The organism is Streptomyces odontomachi (assembly GCF_024435355.1).
Lineage (GTDB): Bacteria > Actinomycetota > Actinomycetes > Streptomycetales > Streptomycetaceae > Streptomyces > Streptomyces odontomachi.
The window spans coordinates 202,788-227,787 of sequence record NZ_JAMJWG010000012.1; the positions used below are offsets into that span (position 1 = coordinate 202,788).

The 25,000-nt window shown below is 70.0% G+C and carries 17 protein-coding genes; 7 read left to right on the plus strand and 10 right to left on the minus strand.

What is annotated here, in order from left to right; genetic code table 11:
• Positions 1-55: 55 nt before the first annotated feature.
• From NQO67_RS24370 to NQO67_RS24385, 4 genes are all read right to left on the minus strand, one after another.
• A complete protein-coding gene (locus NQO67_RS24370; RefSeq protein WP_255952345.1) occupies positions 56-2,590 on the minus strand; it encodes a hypothetical protein in 2,535 nt (844 codons plus the stop codon).
• A 244-nt stretch (positions 2,591-2,834) separates the two neighbouring features.
• Positions 2,835-3,242, minus strand: coding sequence for a DUF6113 family protein (locus NQO67_RS24375; RefSeq protein WP_255952346.1), 408 nt, complete (start codon positions 3,240-3,242; stop codon positions 2,835-2,837).
• 112 nt (positions 3,243-3,354) lie between these two features.
• A complete protein-coding gene (gene mshB / locus NQO67_RS24380) occupies positions 3,355-4,242 on the minus strand; it encodes an N-acetyl-1-D-myo-inositol-2-amino-2-deoxy-alpha-D-glucopyranoside deacetylase (RefSeq protein ID WP_255952347.1) in 888 nt (295 codons plus the stop codon).
• Positions 4,243-4,442: 200 nt separating this feature from the next.
• Positions 4,443-4,637, minus strand: coding sequence for a hypothetical protein (locus NQO67_RS24385; RefSeq protein WP_255952348.1), 195 nt, complete (start codon positions 4,635-4,637; stop codon positions 4,443-4,445).
• Positions 4,638-4,870: 233 nt separating this feature from the next.
• Here NQO67_RS24385 and NQO67_RS24390 point away from each other — a divergent pair, with 233 nt between their 5' ends.
• On the plus strand, positions 4,871-7,336 hold the full coding sequence (locus NQO67_RS24390; protein ID WP_255952349.1) for a S9 family peptidase: 2,466 nt from the start codon (positions 4,871-4,873) through the stop codon (positions 7,334-7,336).
• 457 nt (positions 7,337-7,793) lie between these two features.
• Here NQO67_RS24390 and NQO67_RS24395 read toward each other — a convergent pair whose 3' ends face one another.
• From NQO67_RS24395 to NQO67_RS24415, 5 genes are read right to left on the minus strand one after another with little or no spacing between them, the layout of a single operon-like run.
• A complete protein-coding gene (locus tag NQO67_RS24395) occupies positions 7,794-8,891 on the minus strand; it encodes an ABC transporter ATP-binding protein (RefSeq protein WP_255952350.1) in 1,098 nt (365 codons plus the stop codon).
• A complete protein-coding gene (locus NQO67_RS24400) occupies positions 8,884-9,876 on the minus strand; it encodes an ABC transporter ATP-binding protein (RefSeq protein WP_255952443.1) in 993 nt (330 codons plus the stop codon). The genes NQO67_RS24395 and NQO67_RS24400 overlap by 8 nt, the downstream gene beginning before the upstream one ends.
• 27 nt (positions 9,877-9,903) lie before the next feature.
• Positions 9,904-10,860, minus strand: coding sequence for an ABC transporter permease (locus NQO67_RS24405; protein WP_255952351.1), 957 nt, complete (start codon positions 10,858-10,860; stop codon positions 9,904-9,906).
• Positions 10,853-11,776: an ABC transporter permease gene (locus NQO67_RS24410; protein WP_255952352.1), complete on the minus strand. Its 924-nt coding sequence runs from the start codon at positions 11,774-11,776 to the stop codon at positions 10,853-10,855. Before NQO67_RS24410 ends, NQO67_RS24405 begins: the two co-directional genes overlap by 8 nt.
• Positions 11,777-11,787: 11 nt before the next feature.
• A complete protein-coding gene (locus NQO67_RS24415) occupies positions 11,788-13,422 on the minus strand; it encodes a peptide ABC transporter substrate-binding protein (protein ID WP_255952353.1) in 1,635 nt (544 codons plus the stop codon).
• A gap of 411 nt (positions 13,423-13,833) precedes the next feature.
• On the opposite strand from NQO67_RS24415, the gene NQO67_RS24420 reads away from it, so the two are divergent.
• From NQO67_RS24420 to NQO67_RS24440, 5 genes are all read left to right on the plus strand, one after another.
• Positions 13,834-14,862 carry an ABC transporter permease gene (locus NQO67_RS24420; RefSeq protein WP_374119086.1) on the plus strand — a complete coding sequence of 343 codons (1,029 nt, stop codon included), beginning with the start codon at positions 13,834-13,836 and terminating at the stop codon, positions 14,860-14,862.
• A 98-nt stretch (positions 14,863-14,960) separates the two neighbouring features.
• Positions 14,961-16,739, plus strand: coding sequence for an ABC transporter substrate-binding protein (locus NQO67_RS24425; protein ID WP_255952354.1), 1,779 nt, complete (start codon positions 14,961-14,963; stop codon positions 16,737-16,739).
• Positions 16,740-16,838: 99 nt separating this feature from the next.
• Positions 16,839-17,819, plus strand: coding sequence for an ABC transporter permease (locus tag NQO67_RS24430; protein WP_255952355.1), 981 nt, complete (start codon positions 16,839-16,841; stop codon positions 17,817-17,819).
• A 10-nt stretch (positions 17,820-17,829) separates the two neighbouring features.
• Positions 17,830-18,882, plus strand: a complete 1,053-nt coding sequence (locus tag NQO67_RS24435; protein WP_255952356.1) for an ABC transporter ATP-binding protein — start codon at positions 17,830-17,832, stop codon at positions 18,880-18,882.
• Between the two features lie 26 nt (positions 18,883-18,908).
• A complete protein-coding gene (locus tag NQO67_RS24440; RefSeq protein ID WP_255952357.1) occupies positions 18,909-20,012 on the plus strand; it encodes an ABC transporter ATP-binding protein in 1,104 nt (367 codons plus the stop codon).
• A gap of 410 nt (positions 20,013-20,422) precedes the next feature.
• On the opposite strand, the gene NQO67_RS24445 is transcribed toward NQO67_RS24440, so the two are convergent.
• Entirely contained in the window at positions 20,423-21,064 is a 642-nt protein-coding gene (locus tag NQO67_RS24445) for a tetratricopeptide repeat protein (protein WP_255952358.1), read from the minus strand.
• A gap of 601 nt (positions 21,065-21,665) precedes the next feature.
• On the opposite strand from NQO67_RS24445, the gene NQO67_RS24450 reads away from it, so the two are divergent.
• Positions 21,666-24,992 (plus strand): NACHT domain-containing protein, encoded by a 3,327-nt coding sequence (locus NQO67_RS24450; protein WP_255952359.1) that lies wholly within the window; start codon positions 21,666-21,668, stop codon positions 24,990-24,992.
• The last annotated feature ends 8 nt before the right edge of the window (positions 24,993-25,000 follow it).

The following is a 25,000-nucleotide window of genomic DNA, read 5'->3' on the forward strand; positions in this document are numbered from 1 at the left end:
TCGAGTCGACCTCCTGACCACCGCGTACGGGGTGCCCGACGGGCGCCCCACGCGGTCAGTTCGGGTTGAGGTCGATGACGCCGATCCGCTCCTCGGCGGACCTGCCGAGCAGGGCCTTGCGCATGACGCTGATCACATCCTCGGGCTGCACCGGCGTCTTCTTGCCGTTGGCCCGTGTGATGAGGATCCCGTCGAAGATGTTGCCGTAGAGCCGCTTGACGGCGGCACGGTCGTAGGTGTCGACGAGCTTGCCGTTGACCGCCTGCACGCCGAGGATCTGCGGCAGCGACCGCTCAGGGCCGAACGGGATCTCCTGGCCGCCGGCCCTGATCTTCACGATGCCCGACATCGCCGGCACCGCGAACTCGCGCATCATCCGGTCCACTTCGCTGTCGGAGACGGTGGGCTTGCGCTCGGTGAGCGGGACCTGCACCGGGTCGACGTGCCCCTTCTCCACCAGTGCCTCGTACCCCTGCTCCACGGCCGCGGTGGACCGGCCGGCGTCGATGCCCTTGCCGCTCTTGCCGTAGACCGCCACCGCGCGGCCCTTCTCGAACTTGATGGTGCCGTCGACCGCCGAACCCGCACCGCCCGCGGCACGTTGCAGGGCGGCCTGCAACTTCTCCTCGTCGACGGGCATCACCGGCTGCACGACACGGGTGCTGCCGAACAGCGAGCCGATGACGGTGACCGGGTTGTAGTCCCGCTCCGCGGCGGCCTGCACGGTCGCGTCCATGTCCAGCGCGAGCCCGGCCTGGTCGGGCTTGAGCGGGACGGTCTTGCCGGCCACGGAGAGCGGGAGGGTCTGCTTCGTGTGGTCGCCGAAGGCCGCGTCGAGCTTCTTGACGGCTTCGTCGCGGGTGCCGCCACCGATGTCGACGCCCAGCACGGTGGTGCCCTTGGGGACGTCGGAGTGGCCCACCAGGAGCCCGGCGCCGTACGCGCCGCCGGCCACCACGATCAGGCCCGCACCCAGCAGCACCAGCTTGTTGCCGCCCTTCTTCTTCGGCGGGGCGGCGGCGGGCTTCGGGCTGCTCTTGGCCGGGGCCGGCTCGGGAAGCTTAGGCGGGGTGTGCGTCAGCGCGCTCTCGGAGGGCTCCGGCGGTTCGCCGGAGGCACCGAACGGTGAGCTCTGGTTGGCCGGGACGACCGGGATGCCGCTGGTGACCGTGTGCCCTGAGACGTTCTCTTCGGGTCCGCGTGCGGGCTTGACCGGCGTCAGCTCGGCCGTGTCGTCGCTCATCCGGCGCGGCGGGCCGGACGGCTCGCCGCCCATCGGGCCGCCGCCCACGGGGCCACCGGCCGTCGGGGCGCCGGTCGCCGAGCCGGCGCCCCCGGTGCGCGTCCGTGTCGGCAGGGCGCTGTCGCCGGTGACGGGCCCGCCGGTGGGGCCGGCAGGGCCGGATCGTGCACCGTCCTCCGAGAAGTACGCGAGGTCGGAGTCGCGCGGGCCACGGCCGGTGCCCATCGGCCCGGTGGCCACGGCGCCGGCTGACCCCGGGTCGTCGGCCCCGGGGACTCCGCCGGCCGGGCCGGAACGCCTGTGCGCCCCGGTGGACTCGTCGGTGGGCACGTCGCCGAACAGGTCGTACAGGCCGCTGCGCGGGGTGGTGTCGGGCCCCTCGGGCGCCGCGGGAGTTCCCCCCGGGCGCGGCGCGCCGGACGTCGGGTCGATCGGGGTGCCCGCCGAGGGGGTGGGGTCGGCGAATCCGCCGCGCTCGGAGTAGTCCCCGAACGCATCGCCGCCGGTGCCACCGCTGTAGGAACTCGGTCCGTGGTCCGTGTGGCGGCGCGGCAGCCCGGCCGGGGTGGTGGAGCCCCCGTCCGCACCGGTGCCGTCGAAGGCCGAACCGGAGCCCGCGCCGAACCCGGACGCCCCGTGCGAGCCCGTGTCGAACGCCGCCTGGGAACCCGTGTCGAACGCTGCGTGGGACCCCGTGTCGTAGGGCGAACCCGCGCCGAGACCGGATCCCGTGCCGGAGCCGATGTCCGCACCCGACCCGAAGGAGGTGCCGGGGTCGAAGGATGAGCCGGTGTCGAAGGAGGTGCCTGCGCCGTCCGTGCTCCCGGAGGACGGGCCCCCGCGTGACCCGCTCTGCTTGCGCGGGGGTGGTGCGAACCAGTCGCTGGTGCGCTGCTCCTGCCCGCCCGGCGCAGCCCCTGCCGCCTGGGCGCCCGTGCTGTCGCCGGCACCGGCCGCGGCGGGATCGACGGGGCCTGCGGCACCCGGTGCGCCCGGGCCGCTCCCCGCGTCGCCGGCCCCGGTCTGCGCGGCGTCCTTCGCGTCGGCCGCGGCGCCGGAGCCGTCCAGGTCTGACATCGGGGTGCGCATCACGACCGGCGGGATGGGTCGGGATCCGGGAATGTTGATCCGGACCCTGGTGGTCAGCCTGGTCTCCGTCTTGCGCTGCTGCGGGGGTGCACCCTCGGTGCCGGAAAGGGCCGGGGAGGCACCTCCGGCGGCCTGCCCTTGCGCGTCCGCGCCGTCCGCGCCGGGGGCGGTGCCCGGCGCCGGCGTGCCATAGGGCGGTGTCCCCGAGGGGTAGGCGCCCTGGGGTCCGGAGGACGAATTGTCAGTTTCTCGACTCAAGGCAGGTTCTCCTGTTTGGCTCCGCCGCCCGTTCTCCCCCTGGGCACGCCCCGGGCGTTGGGGTCCCCCCGCCGGGGCAGGAGGAGGCTCGACGGCGCGCACCACCTTACTAACCACTCTCGGACCGCTTCCGGCGCCGGTGAACGAACGCCGCCCGCAGGCAAGATCGGTCAGGTCACAGCGAAGTGGTGGGTCACTCACCTGGACGGGCAGATCCGCCGCCCGGTTTCCGGGGCACCGGGGATCAGCCCTGGCCCTGGATGTCTCGGGGGAGGGTGGCACAGATCACCGCGGCTGCCAAACCCCCGAGGAGGAACACGTACGAACCGACTCCGGCGCCGAAGAGGAAGTCGCCCTCGGGACGGGTGGCCGTGAGCAGCAGCACCGCGATCAGCCAACCGGCACCGGGAGCGACGGCGCCCGCACGGGTACCGATGGCCCGCTCACCGCCCAGGAACAGGCCCGCAGCGCCCGCCAGGGCGAGCAGCAGACCGCCGGGGAACCAGGCGTCCTGGATGAGCGCACCGGCCGCTCCGATCACCGCGCCGAGCACGAACAGGCCCAGGTACGCGGCGATCCGGGCGGGGTCGGGCGGACGGGTGAGGTAGCTCCCGGGGCCCCCGGGGACCGTCGGTCTCTTCGCCGTGTTCATCAAGCCCTCACCAATTCCGTCCGTACGTGTGCGTGCTCACGCGCCACCAAGGGCGCCCACCGCGTCGTTCGCCCCGCGCCGGAGCACCCCCTCCTGGCCCCCGGGCGCCGTTTCATACTGCGACGCCCTCGAAGAGGTCCGTCTCGGGGGCCGCGTCCGGCGGCCGGTGCTCGCCGCCGCGCACCAGTTGGTAGTACTCCACCGGGAAGATCGGCTGGGCGAGGTGGTTCGAGAGCGCGAACCAGTCTTCGACGACGTCGATCTGGGTGGCGTGCGCGCGCATCGCGGCGGCCTTGGCGGCGACGTGGGCGGTGCCGTCGATCCGCGTGGTGATCTCGGAGTCGTCGATCAGCCCGGGCACGTCCGCGTGAGTGGCCACGGCGGGGAACGGCAACCGGTCGAACTCGGCGGCCAGCCGGGCGAATCCGTCCTCGACGACGGAGCGCGGGGCACGGTTCCAGTAGACCTTCTGAACGGTGTGCGCGGCGCCGGTCGCCCCGGGCTCGGCGGCGAGTTGCACGGCGCGCATGGCGACCCGGTGGGCCTGGATGTGATCGGGGTGGCCGTAGCCGCCGTTCGGGTCGTAGGTGACGAGGACCTGGGGGCGCACCTCGCGGATGACGTCGGCGAGGAGCGCCGCCGCGGCGTCGACGTCGGCGCTGAAGAAGGCGTTCACCCGGGTGTTCTGGGCGAGGCCCATCATCCCGGAGTCACGGAAGCGGCCGAGGCCGCCGAGGAAACGGTGGTCGGTGACGCCCAGTTCGCGCATGGCCACGGAAAGTTCACCCGCACGGTACGGACCCAGGCGATCGTCGCGGTCGGCGGCGAGATGGGCGAGCGCGGGCGGGATGACCTCGCCCTCCTCGCCCAGCGTGCAGGTGACCAGGGCGACATGGGCGCCTTCGGCCGCGTACTTGGCCATGGTGGCGCCGGTGGTGATCGACTCGTCGTCCGGGTGGGCGTGGACCAGGAGCAGACGCCGAGCGGGCAACTGTGTCATGGGCCCACCCTATGAGGCCCGGAAGCCCGGCCGGACCACCGTGCCCAAGAGACACGGCCCGGGAGACGCACCAGGGCCGGGGGTGCGCCCAGCCTTGCGTACGGAGGCATGGGTGGACCCTCGGGGGTGCTCGGGTCACGCGACGGCGGACGGGCGCGCCGCACCGCGCGTCGGTACGGGAGCCGGGGCGCGCAGGGCGGTCAGAACTTGATGTTACTGATCATGCCTGCCACGTTGTTGGTGAGTTCGGTGATGGTGGGTGCGATGGAGGAGCTGGCCAGGTAGAAGCCCAGGAGCATGCAGACGATGGCATGCACGGCGTTGAGACCGGACTTCTTGATCAGGATGAAGACGATGACCAGCAGCAGCACTACCACCGAAATCGAGAGTGCCACGGCGGCCCACCTCCAGGATCAGTCGTAACACACGCAAACATGACGACACACAACATGACGAGCCAAGAGAGATTTTGCCCGAGGGACGTGCCCCCGGGGTACCCACCCAGCGCAACTGATCATAACTATCCGTTCGCCGGGCTTGAATCGCACATACGTGGTGCACGGCAGCACGAGGGGCGCATGGCGTGCGCCGTCCCCTGACCCGGCGAGCCGCACTTTAGTCTCGGAGGATGAGCACCCAGCCAGCACACCCCCCGCACGGCGGCCCCGGGCACGGCCCCGCCTCGCACCTTCGCCCGGCGACCGGTACGCAGGGGCCGTCCGCGCCCGCTTCGCGGGACCCGCAGGACTCCTTTCCGCGCCGGCAAGCCCGCACCCAACGCTTCACCCTCGGAGCGCCGCGAGCGTTCACGATCGCGCCGGACGGCGAACGAATCGCCTTCCTCCGGTCGCGTTCCGGCACCGACCGCGCCCAAGTGCTGTGGGTCCTCGACCTGACCGAGGGACCGGAGGGCACGGAGCGGGTGGTGGCGGATCCGCTGGCGTTGCTGGGCACCGCGCCGGAGCGGCTGTCCGCGGCGGAGCGGGCCCGGCGCGAACGCAGCCGGGAAGGCGGCGCCGGCATCGTCGGCTATGCGACGGACGGGGCCGTGCGGTGGGCGGCGTTCGCGCTGTCCGGCCGGCTGTTCGCGACGGACCTCACGACCGCCACGACGCGCGAACTCCCGGTGTCGGGCCCGGTGCTCGACCCGCGCCCTTCGCCGGACGGCCGGCAGGTGGCCTACGTGTCCGTTGGCGCCCTGCGCGTCGTGCCGGTCGCCGACGCCGCGGAAGCGGAAGGCGACGGGGGCACCGCGGCCGACCGGGCGCTCGCCGAGCCGGAGTCGGAGGGCGTCGGCTACGGTCTCGCGGAGTTCATCGCGGCCGAGGAGATGGGGCGCCAGCGCGGCTTCTGGTGGTCGCCCGAGTCCGACCGGCTGCTGGTGGCCCGCGTCGACGACACCGCGGTGCAGCGGTGGTGGATCGCGGACCCCGCGCAGCCCGAGCGGGAGCCGGCGCGCACCGCCTACCCGGCGGCGGGCACGGCCAACGCGGACGTCCGGCTGTTCGTGCTGGATCTGGCCGGTTCGCGTACCGAGGTGACCTGGGACCGGGCGCGGTACCCCTATCTGGCCCGGGTGCACTGGTCGTCCGACGGGCCGCCGCTGCTGCTGGTGCAGGCCCGCGACCAGCGCAGCCAGCTCTTCCTCGCCGTGGACCCGGAGACCGGCTCGACCCGGATGGTCCACGCCGACGAGGACGAACGGTGGCTCGACCTCTTCGCCGGGTCGCCCTGCTGGTCGCCGAGCGGCCACCTGGTGCGGATCGCGGACGAGGGCGGCGCCCGGGTGCTGTCGGTGGGCGACCGGCCGCTGACCGGGCCGCAGTTGCAGGTGCGTGCGGTGCTCGACGTCTCGGACGACGACGTGCTCGTCGCGGCGTCCGCCGGCGAGGCCGCGGAGCTGCCGGAGATCGGCGAGGTGCATGTGTACCGCGTCAACGAACTGGGGGTGGAGCGCGTCTCGCAGGAGCCCGGGGTGCACGGTGCGGTGCGTTCCGGCGCGCTGACGGTACTGGCGTCGGCGACGCTTCGGACGCCGGGTGTCGCGGCCCAGGTGCTGCGCGACGGCAAGCGGTTGACCACCCTCGCCTCGGACGCCGAGCGCCCCGGCCGCACGCCCCGGGTGACGCTCACCGAGGCGGTGGCACCGGCCACCGCGTCGGAACCGGCCGCCGACGGCCCGGTCCCGGGTGCACAGACCGGCGGTGAGCAGGCCGTACGCCCCGGGGGCGCACTCAATCCTCCCCGCGCGGGCGCACGTGATCACGCGGGTGCACGGGCAGCTGAGGACGGCGCGACGATCGGTGCGGGCGGCCGGAGCGCCGCGGGTGCGCGCCGGATTCCGTGCGCCGTTCTGCTGCCCGGTAACTATCGCGAAGGCGACGGCCCGCTGCCGGTGCTGCTCGACCCGTACGGCGGCCCGCACGCCCAGCGGGTACGGGCCGCGCACAACGCCCATCTGACCTCGCAGTGGTTCGCCGACCAGGGATTCGCGGTGCTGGTCGCGGACGGCCGGGGCACGCCGGGGCCCTCGCCGGCCTGGGAGAAGGCGATCCACGGCGACTTCACGGTCACGTTGGACGACCAGATCGACGCCCTGCACGCGCTGGCCGGCCGCTTCCCGCTGGACCTGGACCGGGTGGCGATCCGGGGCTGGTCGTACGGCGGGTACCTGGCGGCGCTGGCGGTACTGCGCCGGCCGGACGTGTTCCACGCGGCCATCGCGGGCGCCCCGGTGACGGACTGGCGGCTGTACGACACCCAGTACACGGAGCGCTACCTGGGCGATCCGGGGGCGGAGCCGGCGGCGTACGCGCACAGTTCGCTCGTCGCGGACGGCACGCTGGTGGCGCCCGCCGAGCCGCACCGCCCGATGATGATCATCCACGGCCTCGCGGACGACAACGTGGTGGTCGCGCACTCCCTGCGGCTCTCCTCTGCGCTGCTCGCGGCGGGCCGCCCGCACGAGGTGCTGCCGCTGTCCGGGGTGACGCACATGACGCCGCAGGAACAGGTGGCGGAGAACTTGCTGCTGCTCCAGGTCGACTTCCTGAAGCGGTCCCTGGGCCCGACCGGACCGGCTGCCGGGTCCTGAGCCGGGGCGCCCCCCCGAGGGGCGCGGGTGATCGGCCGGGACATGCCGCGCCTTGGCATTCGCGTCCCGGCCGATCTCAACGGCACCCGCACGGCCGTACGTCCATCAGGATGGGACGTACGTATATCGCCGTGACGTCGGCGGCGTTGCATCGTCGTTAAACGGTTCCGGGTTCGCCGCGGGGCGCCCTGCGGGGCGGTTGCCGGCCCGGTGGGGCGGTATCCGTCGCGCCCGGACCACCGGCCCGGTGGTGGGTTGCTCGCGCAGTTCCCCGCGCCCCTTGACGGGGCACTACGTGCCCCCCCAAGGGCGCACAGCGCCCGCATCAGGAGCGCGGGCAACTGCGCGACCAACCACAACGAGGCCGCGAGATCGCCACCGACCGAAAGGGGCCGTTTCCGTCGCGCCCGGACCACCGGACGGTGGCCGGAAGCCGTATCCGCCACCGTCCCGCCCCCTAGCCCCGCTCCACGCAGTGGCACGCCGAAGGATGGGCCGCGGGACCGGCTGCCGTGCCGAAAACCGCCGGCACCGCAAGCCGAGGTTCCTCCCGCGCGCAGCGCTCCACCGTCTTCCAGCACCGGGTGCGGAACCGGCACCCGGACGGGATCGCCGCCGGCGACGGGACGTCACCCGCCAGGATGATCCGTTCCGAGGCGTTCCGCGCATCGGGGTCCGGGACCGGCACCGCGGACAGCAGCGCCTGGGTGTACGGGTGCGTCGGGTGCTCGTAGATCTCCTCGTCGGTGCCGGTCTCGACGATCCGGCCCAGGTACATCACGCCGACCCGGTCGGAGATGTGCCGCACGATCGACAGGTCGTGGGCGATGAAGACGAAGGACAGCTCGAACTCGTCCTGGAGGCGCTCCATGAGGTTGATGACCTGTGCCTGGACGGAGACGTCGAGCGCGGAGACGGGCTCGTCGGCGATGATGATCTCCGGCCGTAGGGCGAGCCCGCGCGCGATGCCGATGCGCTGCCGCTGACCGCCGGAGAACTGGTGCGGGTAGCGGCCCGCGCAGTCCGGGTCGAGCCCCACGACCTCCAGCAGCTCCCGCACCCGCTGCCGCCGTGAGCCCTTGGGCGCGGCCTCGGGATGGATCTCGTACGGTTCGCCGATGATGTCGCCGACCGTCATGCGGGGGTTCAGGGAGGTGTAGGGGTCCTGGAAGACCATCTGGATGTTGCGGCGCACCGCCCTGAGGGCCCGTCCGCTCAGCCGCGTGACGTCCTCGCCCCGGTATGTGATGGTGCCGGCGGTGGGGCGCTCCAGTTGGACGAGGAGCCGCGCGAGGGTCGACTTGCCGCAGCCGGACTCCCCCACGATGCCGAGCGTCTCGCCGTGCGCCAGGCGCAGGTCGACCCCGTCGACCGCGCGGACCGCGCCGATCTGCCGCTGGAACACCACGCCCTGCGTCAGCGGATAGTGCTTGACGAGGCCGCGCACGTCGAGCAGCGGCTCTCGGTCGGCCGCCGGGGCGCCCCGGGCGTCCTCCCGCGGAACCGCGGGCGGCGTGGGCGGCGCGGGCGGGCCGGGCGGCGCTGCGTCAGCCATCGAGCGTCTCCCTCCAGAAGTGGCAGGCGCTGCGCCGGGCCGGGCCGGATTCGTGCAGCGGCGGCTCGGTGGCGCAGACGTCCTGGGCGAGCGGGCAGCGCGGTCGGAAGGCACAGCCGGTCGGGACGCGCAGCGGGTCGGGCGGTAGGCCGCGGATGGCGGTGAGGCCCCTGCCCTTGCGGTCAAGCCGCGGGATCGAGTCGAGCAGCGCCTTGGTGTACGGGTGCGCGGGCGCCTTGTAGATGTCGTGCACGGCGGCGGTCTCCACGATCCGGCCGGCGTACATCACGGCGATGTGGTCGGCGACGCCGGCGACCACCCCGAGGTCGTGGGTGATGAGGACGAGGCCCATGGTGGACTCGCGCTGGAGCTCGGCGAGCAGCTCCATCACCTGCGCCTGGACCGTGACGTCGAGGGCGGTGGTCGGCTCGTCGGCGATGATCAGCGCGGGTTCCAGGGCGATCGCCATCGCGATCATGATGCGTTGGCGCATCCCGCCGGAGAACTGGTGCGGGTAGTCGCCGACGCGCTGCTTGGCCGCCGGGATGCGGACGCGGTCCATCAGTTCCACGGCACGGGCGCGGGCCTGCCTGCGCGTCAGGCCCTGGTGCACGGTGAACATCTCGCCGAGTTGCCGGCCGACGCTGAGCACCGGGTTCAGGGCGGAGAGCGCGTCCTGGAAGATCATGGCAAGCTGGGCGCCGCGGACCCGGCGTCGGGCGTCCTCGCCGAGCCGCAGCAGATCCTGGCCGCGGAAGTGGATCTCGCCGCCGGTGATCCGGCCGGGCGGCGTGTCGAGGATGCCCATGACGGCCTGTGCGGTGACGGACTTGCCGGAGCCCGACTCGCCGAGCACGGCCAGCGTCTCGCCGGCCCCGACGCTGTAGCTGACGCCGTTGACGGCACGCGCGACGCCGTCCCTGGTGCGGAACTCCACGTGCAGGTCGCGCACGTCCAGCAGCCGTGACCCTTCGGGACGGATCATGTCGGGCCTGGTCAGCACGGCGGCTCCTCAGCGCAGTTTCGGGTCGAGGGCGTCACGCACCGCGTCGCCGAGCATGATGAACGCGAGCACGGTGACGGCCAGCGCGCCGGCCGGCCAGAGCAGCATGTGCGGGGCGCCCCGGATGTAGGGGGAGGCGGCGGAGATGTCGATGCCCCAGCTGACGCTGGGCGGCTTCAGGCCGACGCCGAGGAACGACAGGGTGGCCTCCAGCGCGATGTAGGTGCCCAGCGCGATGGTGGCGACGACGATGACGGGCGCGATGGCGTTGGGGGCGATGTGCCGCAGCAACAGCCGGGAGTGCGAGGCGCCCAGGGCGCGCGCCGCCTGGACGTAGTCGTTCTCCTTGGCGGTGATCACCGCGCCGCGTGCGATACGGGAGACCTGCGGCCAGCCGAGCAGCACCATGAAGCCGATCACCGGCCAGACGGTGTTGCTGGTCACCACGGAGAGCAGGACCAGGCCGCCGAGGACGACGGGGATGCCGAAGAAGATGTCGCTGATCCGGGAGAGGACCGCGTCCCAGACCCCGCCGAAGTATCCGGCAAGACCGCCGAGCACGGAGCCGAGCAGGGCGACCCCGGCGGTGGCGCACACGCCGACCGTGACGGAGGCGCGGGCGCCGTGCACGGTGCGCGTGTAGACGTCGCACCCCTGGCCGTCGTAGCCGAAGGGGTGGCCGGGCGACGGGCCCTGCTGGGCCTTCATCAGGTCGCAGTCGAGCGGGTTGCCGGAGGCGATCAGCGATGGCCACAGGGCGATCAGGACGAGGAAGCAGATCACCAGGGCCGCGGTCACGAAGACCGGGTTGCGGCGCAGGTCGTGCCAGGCGTCGGACCAGAGGCTGCGTGGCCTGCCGGTCGGCTCGCCGGCCGCCGGCGCCGGCGGGGTGGACTCCGGCGCGTCGATCCCGGAGGCGGCCGGGTCTCCCGCGGACTCGGGCGTGGCGGAGCCGGGCTCAGCCATAGCGGATCCTCGGGTCGAGCACCGCGTACAACAGGTCCACCAGCAGGTTCGCCAGCAGGAACACCAGCACGAGGACGGTCACGAAGCCGACGACGGTCTGGGTGTTCTGGCGGAGGATGCCCTGGTAGAGCTGGAAGCCGACACCGTGGATGTTGAAGATCCGCTCGGTGACGATGGCGCCGCCCATCAGCGTGCCGATGTCGGTGCCGATGAAGGTGACCACGGGGATGAGGGAGTTGCGCAGCAGATGCCGGGTGATCACCCGGTGGCGCGGCAGGCCCTTGGCGATCGCGGTGCGGACGTAGTCGGCGCTCCGGTTCTCGGCGAGAGAGGTCCGGGTCAGCCGGGTGACGTAGGCGAGCGAGAGCGCGGCGAGCACCAGGCCGGGGACGATCAGCTCGTCGAAGCGGGCGGCGGTGGACACCGCCGGTGCGATGATCCCCCACTTCAGGCCGAGCAGCAGTTGCAGCACGAGGCCGGTGACGAACGTCGGCACCGAGATGACGACGAGGGTGACCAGCAGCGCGGAGGTGTCCAGCCAGCGACCGCGCCGCAGCCCGGTGAGCACCCCGAGGGTGACCCCGATGACGACCTCGAAGACGATCGCGACGAGGGTGAGCCGGAGGGTGACCGGGAACGCGGTGGACATCAGCTCGGTGACGCGCTGCCCGTTGAAGGCGGTGCCGAAGTCGCCGCTGAACAGGTTGCCGAGATAGGTGAGGTACTGCCGCCACACCGGTCGGTCGAGCCCGAACTCTCGCTTGAGCTGGGCGGCCGTCGCCGGGTCGCACCGTCGCTCGCCGCAGAGTCCGGCGACGGGGTCCCCCATCACGTTGACCATCAGGAAGATGAGCAGGGTGGCGCCGAAGAAGACCGGGATCATCTGGAGCAGCCGCCGGATCAGATACCGTCCCATGCCGGGCCGCCTCAGCTCTTGACCGTGATCCGGTCGTAGACGGGCACGCTGAACGGGTTCAGGGCGACGTGCGAGATCTTGTCGGAGTAGCCGGCGCTGCCGTTCTGGTACCACAGCGGGATGGCGGCCATCTGGTCCCGCACCACGTCCTCGGCCTGCTGGAACTTCTTGACCGCCGCGGCGGTGTCGGGTTCGGCGTTGGCCTCGTTCACCAGCCGGTCGAAGGTCTTGTTCGACCACTTGCCGTCGTTGGACGAGGCGTCCGTGTAGTAGAGGGGCTCGAGGAAGTTCTGGATGAGGGGGTAGTCCATCTGCCAGCCGGCCCTGAAGGGCCCGGTCGTCTTCCCCTGGGCGATCTTGCTGCGGAAGTCGGCGAAGGTGCCGGTGGGGCTGCCCACGCAGGCGGTGTCCTTGCCGAGGGCCCGGTTGATGTTGTTGCAGACGGCGTCCACCCACTCCTTGTGGCTGCCGCTGTCGGCGTTGTAGGCGATGGTCAGCCGGCCGCCCGGGATGCCGCCGCCCTCCTTGACCAGTTGCCTGGCGCGCTTCGGGTCGTAGGTGCAGGCCTCGCCGCAGAGCCCGGCCCGGTAGCCGCCTTCGGCGCCGAGCACCGGTGAGGTCCAGTCGGTGGCGGGCGTGCGGGTCCTCTGGAAGATCTTCTCGGTGATCTCCTTGCGGTTGATGGCCATGGACAGGCCCTTGCGGACCTTCCAGCCGTCCTTGGTGTTCCACCGCTTGTCGTGGAACGGGAAGGCGAGGGTCTGGATGATGCCGGCGGGGGTGTTGAGGTAGCGGCCGCCGAGGTCGGCCTTGACGTTCCTGAGCTGTGCGGCGGGCACGTCGTCGACGAGGTCGAGGTTGCCCGCGGTCAGGTCGGTGTAGGCGGTGTTGTTGTCGGTGTAGACCTTCAGGTCCACGCCGCCGTTGCGCGCCTTGTCCCGGCCCGGATAGCGGTCCCATTTCCGTAGGGACATCTGGGACCCTTTGGTATAGGACGTCACGGTGTACGGGCCATTGCCCACCGGCCTTTTCAGCCAGCTGGAGTGATGGGTGAAAAAGCTACGCGGCAGTGGTGCGAACGCCGCATAACCAAGCGTCGTCGGCCAGGTGGAGAACTTCTGGTTCAACCGCACGGTGAGCGTAAGCGGCCCGGTGACCCGCAGGCCCGACAAGGTGTTCGCGCGCTGTTTACCCGAAAGTGGGTGGACCTTCTCGTAGCCGTCGATATAGCCGAAGAAGTAGGCGTTCTTTTGATTGTGCTTCAGGCTGGCGCCGTAGTTCCAGGCGTCGACGAAGGAGCGGGCGGTGACCGGCTCCCCGTCGGAGAAGCGCCAGCCGGGCTTCAGCGTGATGGTGAAGTTCCGGGAGTCCGCCGTGGTGATCTTCCGGGCGAGCATGTTCTGCGCCCGTCCGGTGCGTGGGTCGTAGCGGACCAGGCCCCGGAAGATCATGTCGAGCACTTTGCCGCCTTGGACCTCATTGGTGTTGGCGGGTTCTAGCGGGTTCTGGGGGTCGGCCCAGGAGGCTCGCACCACTCCGGAGGAGTCCGTTCCAGCACCGTTCTGCCCGCTCGCGCCGCAGGCCGTCGTGGTGAGCGCGACCGCCATCAGGCATCCGCCCCAGGTGACAGGCGTGGCTGAACGCATGGCAGTCCTCCTCGAAGGCTGAAAGCGGACGCACTGCCCTGCCTCGAACCGGGGGGCCGGACGGCGTGGGCCCACTATCACTCGCACCCGGACACCGCGCATATCCAGCCACCCGTATGCGCGGCGGCCGAGGGGCCCCTCGAGGGGCCGTACGCATTCCGAGACCCTCGTCCCGGCTATCGAACTCAATGCCGGTTTCGCTCCGAAACCACCCAAAGATGTGGATTAATCTACCCCCGTAGATATAACGGCCAGGTAGAGACTTGGTCATGTAATCGCCAAAAGAACAAAGAGCGGGCCAAGGCCGCCTGCGATTCATTGACCCTGGACGAACGTGGTTGAAAAGGTCCGCGTAGCCCGTGGGTGCATCCTGCGGAGTTTGTGATGACCCCCCTTCGGGCCAGGAGTGCCATGACCTCCCCAACGCCATCCGCCGCCGCCCCTCTTGAGGTGGTGGCAGACAAGTCGATGCTCACGCCGGACCCCGGAGGGGCCAAGGGCGCTGAGGGCCGCTCGCCGGGACGCCTGGCGTGGCGGCGATTCAAGCGTGACCGCACCGGCGTCATATCCGCCTATGTGGTCATCGCCTACTTCGTCATAGGACTCTGTGCGCCGCTGATCGCCAAGCTCTACGGAAAGGACCCGTACACCACCTACGGGCAGAACCAGGACGGCCTGCTGAACGATTTCGGCTCACCCATCAAGCCGAACGGCGGCATCAGCAGCGATTTCTGGTTCGGTGTGGAACCCGGACTCGGCCGGGACGTCTTCACCTTCCTGCTCTACGCAATCCGGAACAGCCTGCTCATTGCGGCTGCCACGACGCTGCTGGTCACCACTATCGGCATCATCGTCGGAATCACCGCCGGATACCTCGGCGGTAAGACCGACTACCTGATCAGCCGCATCATGGACATCCTGCTGGCCTTTCCGCAAACGCTTTTCTTCATCGCCTTCTGGCCGGTGATGATCTCCGTGCTGGTTCCGCCGGAGAACGAGACCCCGGTCTGGCTGACAGTCGTCAGCCTCATCACGGTGATGACCGCCTTCGGCTGGGCGTCGATCGCCCGTCTGCTGCGCGGTGAGGTGCTCGCCCTGCGCGAGCGGGAGTTCGTGGAGGCGGCCAAGGTGACCGGCGCCTCCCCGACACGGATCATCTTCAAGGAACTGCTGCCCAATCTCTGGACGCCGATCCTCATTCAGGCGACCCTCGCGCTGCCCCTGTACGTCACCGCGGAGGCGGGCCTCGCCTTCCTCGGGGTCGGGCTCACGTCACCGACACCGGACTGGGGCGTCATGATCTCGCGAGGTGCGGAGGTCTACCAGAGCGACATCACCTTCATGCTCTTTCCGGGTGTGACGATGGTGATCTTCGTGATCGCCTTCAACCTGCTCGGTGACTCCGTACGTGACGCGCTGGACCCCAAGACCCAGCGCTGACACAAAGGCTTTCTCCGGACGGGACGACGGGCCCTTCCGGCATCCGGATGGCGACGGGGCCTTCCGGAGCTTCCGACCAACGACCCAAGCAGGTAGACATGTCCATATCGCGCAGAAACTTCGTCATCACCGCGTCCGCGGTGGCCGGCGGATCCATGGTTCTCTCGGCGTGCAGCAGCGGAAGCTCCGGCGACGACGGCAACGGCGGGCACGCGGGCACCGACAAGTACACCGGCACCGTCACGGTCGGTACCAAGGAGGACTCGACCGGCCCGGCACCGGAGATCAAGGGCGCCAAGAAGGGCGGCACCATCCGCCCCATCGCCCCGGACGACTTCTCGCACCTGGACCCGCAGCAGATCTGGTTCTCCTGGAACGCGCAGGCGGCCAACCTCTACTCCCGCACCCTGACCGGCTACAAGATCGCCGACGACGGCTCGATGACGCTGGTCGGCGACCTGGCCACCGACACGGGCACCATGTCCAACGGCGGCAAGACCTGGACCTTCACGCTCAAGGACGGCCTCAAGTGGGAGGACGGCAGCGAGCTCACGGTCGACGACGTCCGGCACGGCCTGGAGCGCGGCTTCTCCAGCTACACCACCAACGGCGCGAGCTACCTCCAGAACGCCCTGACCGGCACCGCTGAGTTCCGCAAGGTCTACCAGGGCCCCGACAAGGGCAAGCACCTCGACGGGATCAAGATCGACTCGGCGAAGAAGACCATCACGCTGAACCTGAAGCTGGCCCGCCCGGACCTCAACTTCACCCTGGCGATGGCCTCCTACGGCCCCGTGCCGGTCAAGCACGACACCAAGGAGAAGTACGACAAGGACCCGGTCTCCTGCGGTCCGTACAAGATCTCCAAGCACGACATCGACAAGTCGATGACGATGGTGCGCAACGAGCACTGGGACCCGGCCACGGACTCGATCCGCAACGCGTACCCGGACCAGTTCGTCTTCGAGTTCGGCCCCGAGTCGCTGCCCGCCGCCGACCGTATGATCGCCGACGACGGCGACGACCAGTACGCCCTCATGGCCTACAGCGGTGTCCCGGCGGACCGCATCCAGAAGGTGCTGTCGGACCCCGAGCTGAAGAAGCGCTCCTGGAACGGCCTGCTGACCGGCTCGTACTACTACGGGATCAACTGCAAGCGGGTCAAGGACGTCAAGGTGCGCCAGGCGCTCAACTACGCCTGGCCGCTGGAGCAGATCCGGAAGATCTACGGCGGTCCCTCGGCCGGCGACTTCGCCACCAGCATCCTCAGCCCCGACCTCCTCGGCTACAAGAAGTACGACGCCTACGGCAAGCTGACGAAGCCGAAGGGCGACCCGGAGGCCGCGAAGAAGCTGCTGAAGGAGGCCGGCAAGGAAGGCCAGAAGATCGTCTACGCCTTCCCGCAGGGCCAGAACTACGACAAGACCAAGGTCGTCATCAAGAACGCCCTGGAGGCGGCCGGCTTCACCCCGGTCCTCAAGCCGCTGGACTCCACGAACTACTACGACCAGATCCAGCAGATCGACAACCAGTTCGACGTGATGTGGTTCGGCTGGGCACCGGACTGGCCGACCGGCTTCACCATGATCCAGCCGCTGTTCGACGGCGCCACCATCGCCGACGGCTCCAACAACATCTCGCAGCTCGACGTCGACTGGGTGAACGAGGCCATCAAGAAGAACGCCCTGATCGCCGACCAGCAGAAGGCGGGCAAGGCCTGGCAGGCCCTGGACGAGCGGATCATGAAGGAACTCGCTCCGATCATCCCGGAGACCTTCCAGCGCCGCTTCTACCTGCACGGCTCGAAGGTCGGCGGTGCGCTCTTCGACCCGAACTTCTCCGCGGCCATCCTCTACAAGCTCTACGTCAAGGCCTGATTGCGCCACGGGTGGGGCACCTCACGGGGTGCCCCACCGTGGGGTGCCCCACCCGTTCCGCTCCCCGCCGTAGGCGTCTGCCCAGGGAAACCCACCACCATGTCTCGCTTCCTCGTCCGACGGATCGTCGGCGCACTGGTCATCCTGCTGATCATCAGTGTCATCACCTTCCTCCTCTTCTACGTCGCGCCCCGCGACCCCGCGCGCGTGGCCTGCGGCAAGGTCTGCACGCCCGACACGCTGAGGCTGGTGCGGCACAACCTGGGCATCGACGACCCCCTGCCCGTGCAGTACTGGCACTGGCTGAAGGCCGTGTTCGTCGGGCGCAGCTACGGCGGGTTCGGCAACTGCCCCGCGCCGTGCCTCGGGTTCTCGTTCACCAACAAGGAGCCCGTCCTCGACACCATCCTGGACCGCTTCCCGACCACGGTCTCGCTCTCCGTGGGCAGCGCGGTGGTCTTCGTCGTCTTCGGTGTCGGCACCGGCATGATCGCCGCCGTCAAGCAGGGCAAGACGCTGGACAAGGTGGCCTCGTCGGCGTCCCTGATCTGCTCGTCGCTCCAGATCTACATCGTCGGTGTGGTCGCCATGTACTACCTCGCCGACCAGTGGCACATCCTCAGCCGCCCGAAGGACGTCCCGATCACCCAGGACTTCGGCGGCTGGTTCCAGGGGCTGCTGCTGCCGTGGTTCGTTCTCGCGCTCATCTTCACGGCGAACTACACGCGTATGACGCGTTCGCAGATGGTGGAGTCCATGAGCGAGGACTACGTGCGCACCGCTCGGGCCAAGGGCCTGTCCCGCCGGACGGTCTTCTTCCGGTTCGCCTGGCGCGGCGCCATGGGGCCCATCGTGACCATCTTCGGCCTGGACCTGGGCGTCCTGATCGGCGGCGCCATCATCACCGAGCAGACCTTCGGCCTGCACGGCATCGGCTCCCTGTCGGTCAAGGCGGTCCGGGACAACGACCTGCCGATGCTGCTGGGCGTCATCCTGGTGGCGGCCGCGGCCATCGTCGTCTTCAACATCATCGTCGACGCGGTGTACGCGCTCCTCGACCCGCGCGTCCGCCTCGCCTAGGAGAGCCATCATGAGCAGCACCCCCTTCCTCTCCGTGCGTGATCTGCGCGTGCACTTCTCCACCGAGGACGGCATGGTCAAGGCCGTCGACGGGCTCTCCTTCGACGTGGCGCACGGCAGGACGCTCGGCATCGTCGGTGAGTCGGGCTCCGGCAAGTCCGTCACCAACCTCGCCATCCTCGGCCTGCACAACGCGGAGCACACCAAGATCGACGGCGAGATCCTGCTTGACGGGCAGGACCTGCTCACCTCGACCGAGCGCGAGCTGGAACGGCTGCGCGGCAACAAGATGGCCATGATCTTCCAGGACGCGCTGGCCTCCCTGTCGCCGTACCACACCATCGGCCGGCAGATCGGTGAGACGTACCGCAAGCACACCGGCGCCTCCAAGCGGGAGGCGCGGGCGCGGGCCGTGGAGATGCTGAACAAGGTGGGCATCCCCCAGCCCGATCTGCGCGTGGACGACTACCCGCACCAGTTCTCCGGGGGCATGCGGCAGCGCGCCATGATCGCGATGGCGCTGGTCTGCAACCCCGAGCTGCTGATCGCCGACGAGCCGACCACCGCGCTGGACGTCACCGTGCAGGCCCAGATCATGGACCTGCTCAAGGAGCTCCAGCAGGAGACCGGCACGTCGATCATCTTCATCACCCACGACCTCGGGGTGATCGCCGACATCGCCGACGACGTCCTGGTGATGTACGGCGGCAAGTGCGTGGAGCGCGGCAGCAAGAAGGAGGTGCTGAGCAACCCCCAGCACCCGTACACCTGGGGCCTGCTCGGCTCCATGCCCTCCCTGGAGGGCTCCGTGGACGTACCGCTGAACCCGATCCCCGGCACCCCGCCGAGCCTGCTCAACCCGCCGACCGGCTGCCGCTTCCACCCGCGCTGTGCCTTCACCCGGGAGGTCGGCGGCGCGACCTGCTCCACCGACGAGCCGATCCTGCGGCTGCTGAAGGGCCGCGGTGCGGCCTGCCATCTGACCACCGAGCAGCGCGACCGGCTCGCCCCTGGCCTGACCGCGGTCGTCGAGGGCCACGGCGCCGCGGCGCAGCCCCACTGACGTACAAGAGACGGGACTTCACGACAATGAGCAGCACCACTCCCCTCCTGGACGTTGCCGGGCTCACCAAACACTTCCCGATCACGGGTGGGTTCCCCATCCGGCGGACGATCGGCGCGGTGCAGGCCGTGGACGGCGTCGACTTCTCGGTGAACGAGGGCGAGAGCCTCGGTCTGGTCGGTGAGTCGGGCTGCGGCAAGTCGACGACGGGCCGGCTGATCACCCGGCTGCTGGAGCCGACCGCCGGGAAGATCCACTACCGCGGCCAGGAGATCACGCACGCCTCGCGGCGCGAACTGGCTCCGGTACGCTCCGAGATCCAGATGATCTTCCAGGACCCGTACGCCTCGCTGAACCCCCGGCAGACCGTCGGCAAGATCATCTCCGGTCCGATGGAGATCAACGACATCAACCCGAAGGGCGGCCGGGAGGCCCGGGTCCGTGAGCTGCTGGAGACGGTCGGCCTCAACCCCGAGCACTACAACCGCTTCCCGCACGAGTTCTCCGGCGGGCAGCGGCAGCGGATCGGGGTGGCCAGGGCCCTCGCCCTGGAACCCAAGCTGATCGTGGCCGACGAGCCGGTGTCGGCACTGGACGTTTCGATTCAGGCGCAGGTCGTCAACCTGTTGCAGAAGCTGCAACGGGAGCTGGGCATTGCGTTTGTGTTTATTGCCCATGATCTGGCTGTCGTCCGGCACTTCTCGCAGCGGGTCGCGGTGATGTACCTCGGCCGCATCGTGGAGATCGCCGACCGCGACGAGCTGTACAGCAACCCGCGCCACCCGTACACGCGTGCGCTGCTGTCCGCGGTGCCGGAAGTGGTGCCCGACGGTGCGCCGGTGCGGGAGCGGATCCGGTTGATGGGGGACGTGCCGTCCCCCGTGAACCCCCCGTCCGGCTGCCGGTTCCGCACCCGGTGCTGGAAGGCGACGGAGAAGTGCGCGACGGAGACGCCGCCGCTGGTGCGGGCGGACGGCAGCAAGGAGACCCACCTGACGGCGTGCCACTATCCCGAGGCGGCCGGGGAGCCGGGCGAGGAGATCGTGGTGCAGGCCGTCGCGTCGGGGGATGACATGGCGCCGCCGCCGGTGTTGATCAAGGATGCGGATGGGGTGGTGACCAAGGACTGACGTCCTTGCGAACCTGTTCTTGGGGCGCCCTCCTTGGGGGCGCCCCCCCTTTTTTGCCCTGCGGGCGGCTTCCTTTGGGGGTGTTCTGTTGTCGTCTGGCCGCTGGTCGGGTGTGGTTGCTCGCGCCGTTCCCCGCGCCCCTTGGGTGCCTGCGGTTGCGGCGTGAGTCGGGGGCGCGGGGGGATGTACGTGCTCGGTCCGGCCCGCTCGGTGCGTCCGTGGGGTCACCGGCACTTGGTCCGGATCCTGCGCGCGCACATCCCCCCGCACCCCCTTCTGTCTCGTCGGCGACTGCGGGGCGGTGGGTTGTTTCGTCGGCGACTGCGAGGAGGTGGGGCTGTTGCGTCGGCGACCGCGGGAGGGCGGGGGCCGTTTCGTGGCGGCTGTGGGGACGGCCGATCTTTGTCGGTTCAGTCCTCGTCGGGGGTGTCCCGGCGGAGGTGGACCACCTTCACATCATTGCGGAGCGCGAGCCGGACCATTGCGAGGTTGGCCTTGGCGTCTGCGTCGCCGCGGTCCGCGGCCCGTTGCAACCAGGTCTCGGCCTGGGCGTAGTCCCCGCGCTGGAAGAGCAGCGTACCGAGGTTGTACATCGCATCGGCGTTGCCCTGATCCGCCGCGCGCCGGAACCAGGACATCGCCTCCGCGGAACTGCCGTTGTCCCGCAGCAGGACACCGAGGTTGTACATCGCCCTCGGGTGACCGTGCTCGGCCGCGCGCCGGAACCATTCCTCGGCTGCTGCGCTCTCCCCACGCTGTTGGAGGAGGATCGGCACGTTGTGCATGGCCTCCAGGTGGCCCTTGTCAGCCGCACGCCGAAACCACGTTTCGGCCTCGGACAGCCTGCCCTGCGAGTGGAGCGTCAGCCCCAGGCTGTTCATGGCCTCGACGTGGCCGTTCTCGGCAGCCCGCCGGCACCACGTCACCCCCTCGGCGACGGTGCGCGACCTGCCCAGCAGCAGAGTCGCCAGCTTGTACATCGCCTCTGGGTCACCGGCCTCGGCAGCCTGCCGATAGCCACGCTCCGACCTCGCCCGTTTGCCGAACATCATGCGGTCACGGTAGGTGCCCTGACCGGGGAGGGGTCCCGATGTGCACGGGGCCGGGCGGCTGTTGGGCGAGAGCGCCCTTGCGCTGCGCACTGTATGCGTAGTCTTTGGTGAGTTCAGCCCGGTCGGGCAGGGAGGGGCGGCACGTGGTGAATGATGGGGTCCTGGCGCGGCGTTGGGCCTGGCTGGTCGCAGGGGTCTGCGGGATAGCGGCAGTCGGGCTGGTTGCGGTGACGGTCCTTGTCGACCTGGACACGGGTGACCGGCTCGCAAGCGTTACGGGCTCCGTCGTGGCGCTCGTGGTGGCTGCGGTGAGCGTGGTGGTCGGGGTGCGGCAAGGCGGCGGTGGTGCCGCCGATGCTGGAACGGATGCCGGCGGCGGGGTTCGCGCGCACGGGCGCGGAGCAGTGGCGGCCGGGGGAAATGTGTCCGGTAACGCGGTCGGGGGGAGGTCCAGGGTGGCGAGACGGGCGTCGGCCCCGCCCACGTCCACCCCTGTGGCGGCGTCTCAGCCCCAAGTGACAGCATCCGGGCGCGGTGCCGTCGCGGCGGGAGGGGACGTGGCGGGAAACGCGATCGGCAACGGGAGCGAGGCCGAGGAACAGTGAGCTCGAATACCTCGGACGCCAACTTCGCGGACTTACCTGCCGGCGGGCCCGAGCGGGTGTCCGCGCGCGGCACCAGCGCCGTGGGAGCGGGTCACGACGCCTCCCACAACGCGACGGGCAGAGGCAGCACCGTCAATGACAACCGGCGGCTGATCGTCAACCTGGGCGGCCTGACAGGGCCCGCATGCGCCCCGCTGTCTCCTGAGGCGGAGATCTCTGAACTCGATGCCTACGCACGACAGATCCGCTCCATGTACGGCCGGCTGGACCTGGAAGTCCTCATACCGACGACCGAGGGCGAACACCCGCGCGTGGAGTTGCGCGAGGTCTTCGTGCCGCCGATGCTGCGCGCCGACCCGCCCCCGGTCGAACTCCCCGTGGAACTACACCGGCGTCTGGCAGAACGCGGCGAGCTGCCGAGCACGGCCGAGGAGACTCCATCGGTGCCCGGACTGGACCGGGAGATGTGGGTGAAGGCCCGTGAGACATACCGGGAGCGGCCGAAGGTGCCGCTCTTGGAAACCCTCGCCGCCGCTGAGTCCGGTCGGTTGGTGCTGCTCGGCGACCCGGGCGCCGGCAAGTCGACGCTCGCCCGCTATCTGGCACTGTCCCTCACCTCCCGTGCGCTCTCCGGCCCGCTGGCGCCCCTGGCCGAACTGCTGCCGGTGGTGATCGAACTGCGTCGTTACGCCGACGCGGACTGGCGGGAGCGCACCTTCGAGGACTTCCTCGCCCATCTCTACGAGCAGGAGCGCCGCGCGCCGCATCCCGCGCTGTTGCGCAGCCGTCTGGCGGACGGTCGGGCCCTCGTCGTCTTCGACGGACTCGACGAACTCTTCGACCCGGGCGTCCGGAATGACGTGACCCATCGCATCACCGGCTTCGCCGAGCGCTACCCAGCGATCCGCATCGCCGTGACGTCCCGGGTGATCGGCTACCGTGCGCACGCACTCGATTCGGCGGGCTTTCGTCACTACATGATCCAGAGCCTCGACGACGACCAGATCGCCGAGTTCGCCCGCCGCTGGTACGAGACCGTGTGCCCGGCGGACAAGGCAGCGGCAGAACGCCTTCATGGGCGCCTGTGCGAAGCCATCGACGTCTCGCGCCCGGTGCGTGAGCTCGCGGGCAACCCCCTGCTGCTGACGATCCTGGCCATCATCGCCCGCCGGCAACGACTGCCCCGGGACCGTGCCGGCGTGTACCAGCACGCGGTCAACGTCCTCATCGCCCACTGGGACGAGGACACCAAGCACCTGAACCTCACCCCTGAGGTCTGCGCCATCGCCGACCTCGACGACCGCGACCGGCGCGAGATGCTGGAACACCTCGCCCGCCACATGCAGAACGGCGAGAGCGGCATCGCCGGAAACCAGGTCCTCGGGGAGGACGTGGAGCAGGTCTTCACCACGTACATGCGGGAGACGCTGCAACTCGACCTGGCCCCGGCGAAGAAGGTCGCGCGCGCCATGGTCAAGCAGTTCCGCGAACGGAACTTCATCCTCAGCCGGTACGGCAGCGAGGTGTACGGCTTCGTGCACCGCGCCTTCCTGGAGTACCTGGCGGCGAGCGACATCGTCCGCCGCTACGGACAGCGCGACCTGAGCGACGAGGAACTGTTAGACGACGTCTTCGCCCAGCGCGCCCATGACTCCGCGTGGCACGAAGTGCTGCTGCTGGTCGTGGGTCAGATCGGCGAGCGGGTGGCGGGCCGGGCCGTCGACACCATCCTGAGCCTGAAAGGCAAGGACGAGGAGGACCAGGTCATTGCCGGGACCCGTGTCCTGGCGCTGCGTGCGCTGGCGGAGGTACGCAGGGTCGGCCTGTTGGAGGCGCAGAGCGTCAGGACCGCGAAGGCGTTGACGGAATTCGGGGAGGAGGCAGGGTACGTCAGGCCCCGGATCGAGTCGGACATCAAAGCCTCGTTCGCCCTGCTCGGCCATCAGTGGGCCGGACGCCGCCATGTCCTGCGCTGGCTTCTCACGACGGAGGACTCCAAACTGTCCTCGGCTGCGCTCAGCATGTACACCGACAAAGATGTCTTGGCGGTCGTCGCCTCGCGGTCGTGTTACCCGGCTCTGAGGATCAAGGCCTACAGAGAGCTCGTGCGGCAGCATCCGAGCTCAGGTACGGTTCGTGAGCTAGTCCAGAACGTCGCCGCACACGAACGCAACACCGACGTCAGAAGCGCTGCCATCGCCGTCCTGGCCACGCGGTGGACCGAGGATGCTGCGGTACGGGGGTTGGTCCTCGACGCTGCGCGCGACCCGAGCGCAGAGATCCGCGGCCGAGTCATCGGCATGCTTGCCGGCTGCTGGTCCCAAGATCCCACCGTCCGCGACCTCATCGAGGACCTCGCCAGCCACGACCCGGACAACGGCGTGCGTAGCAGAGCCATCGGCGAACTCGCCGCCCGTTGGCCCCAAGATCCCACCGTCCGCGGCTTCATCGAGGACCTCGCCACGCACGACCCCAACGCCGACGTCCGCAGCGAGGCGCTGGGGACGCTTATCAGGCACTGGTGCGACGGTCCCGGGGTACGGGAGTTCGTCTTCCGCTCGATGCAGGACCTCGACACCGACATCGGCGACACGGCTCTCGCAGCATTTTCCTTCTACTACAGGGACCAGCCCGCCACACTTGGTCTCATCCGGAACCGCGCCGCATACGACCCTCGCATCGACGCCCGCTCCGCGGCTCTCACTACACTCGCCTTGGACTGGGTTGCCCACCCTGCCACACGCCGATTCCTCCGGGACCTCGCCACACACGATCCCAGCCCCGGCATCCGCGGCATCACCCTGGTCTTCCTCGCGCTGTTACAGCCCCAAGATTGCGCTCTGCGCGACTTCATCCAGGACCGTGCTGTCTATGATCCCAGCGCCAGCGTCCGCGGTGAGCTCCACAGCACGCTCGCCCGGCGTTGGGGCCGAGATCTCACCGTGCGCGACTTCTTCCGGGACCGTGCGGCACACGACCCCGACGCCGGCGTCCGCAGCCGGGCACGCGATGCACTCGTGGCCCACTTGCCCGCTGAACCCACTGTTCAGGAGCAGGTCAAGGAACTTCGCGAGCGGGCGTGCCGCCACGACGCCCCCGGGTGTCCCGGCTTTCTTACCGTATCCCTGTCCAACTCGCCCCACCCCGAGGTGCGTGTGACGGCCGCCCGGTTGCTCGGGGCGCTCTGGTCGGCGGATCGCGCGACCGTTCCCGCGCTGCGCGCTCAGGCGGCCGTTGAGGAGGACGAAGGGGTCCGCGAGCAGATGGCGGCGGCGATCACCATGGCGGAGGGGTACGCGCCCGTGCACGACCGCCTCTTCTGAGGTAGGCG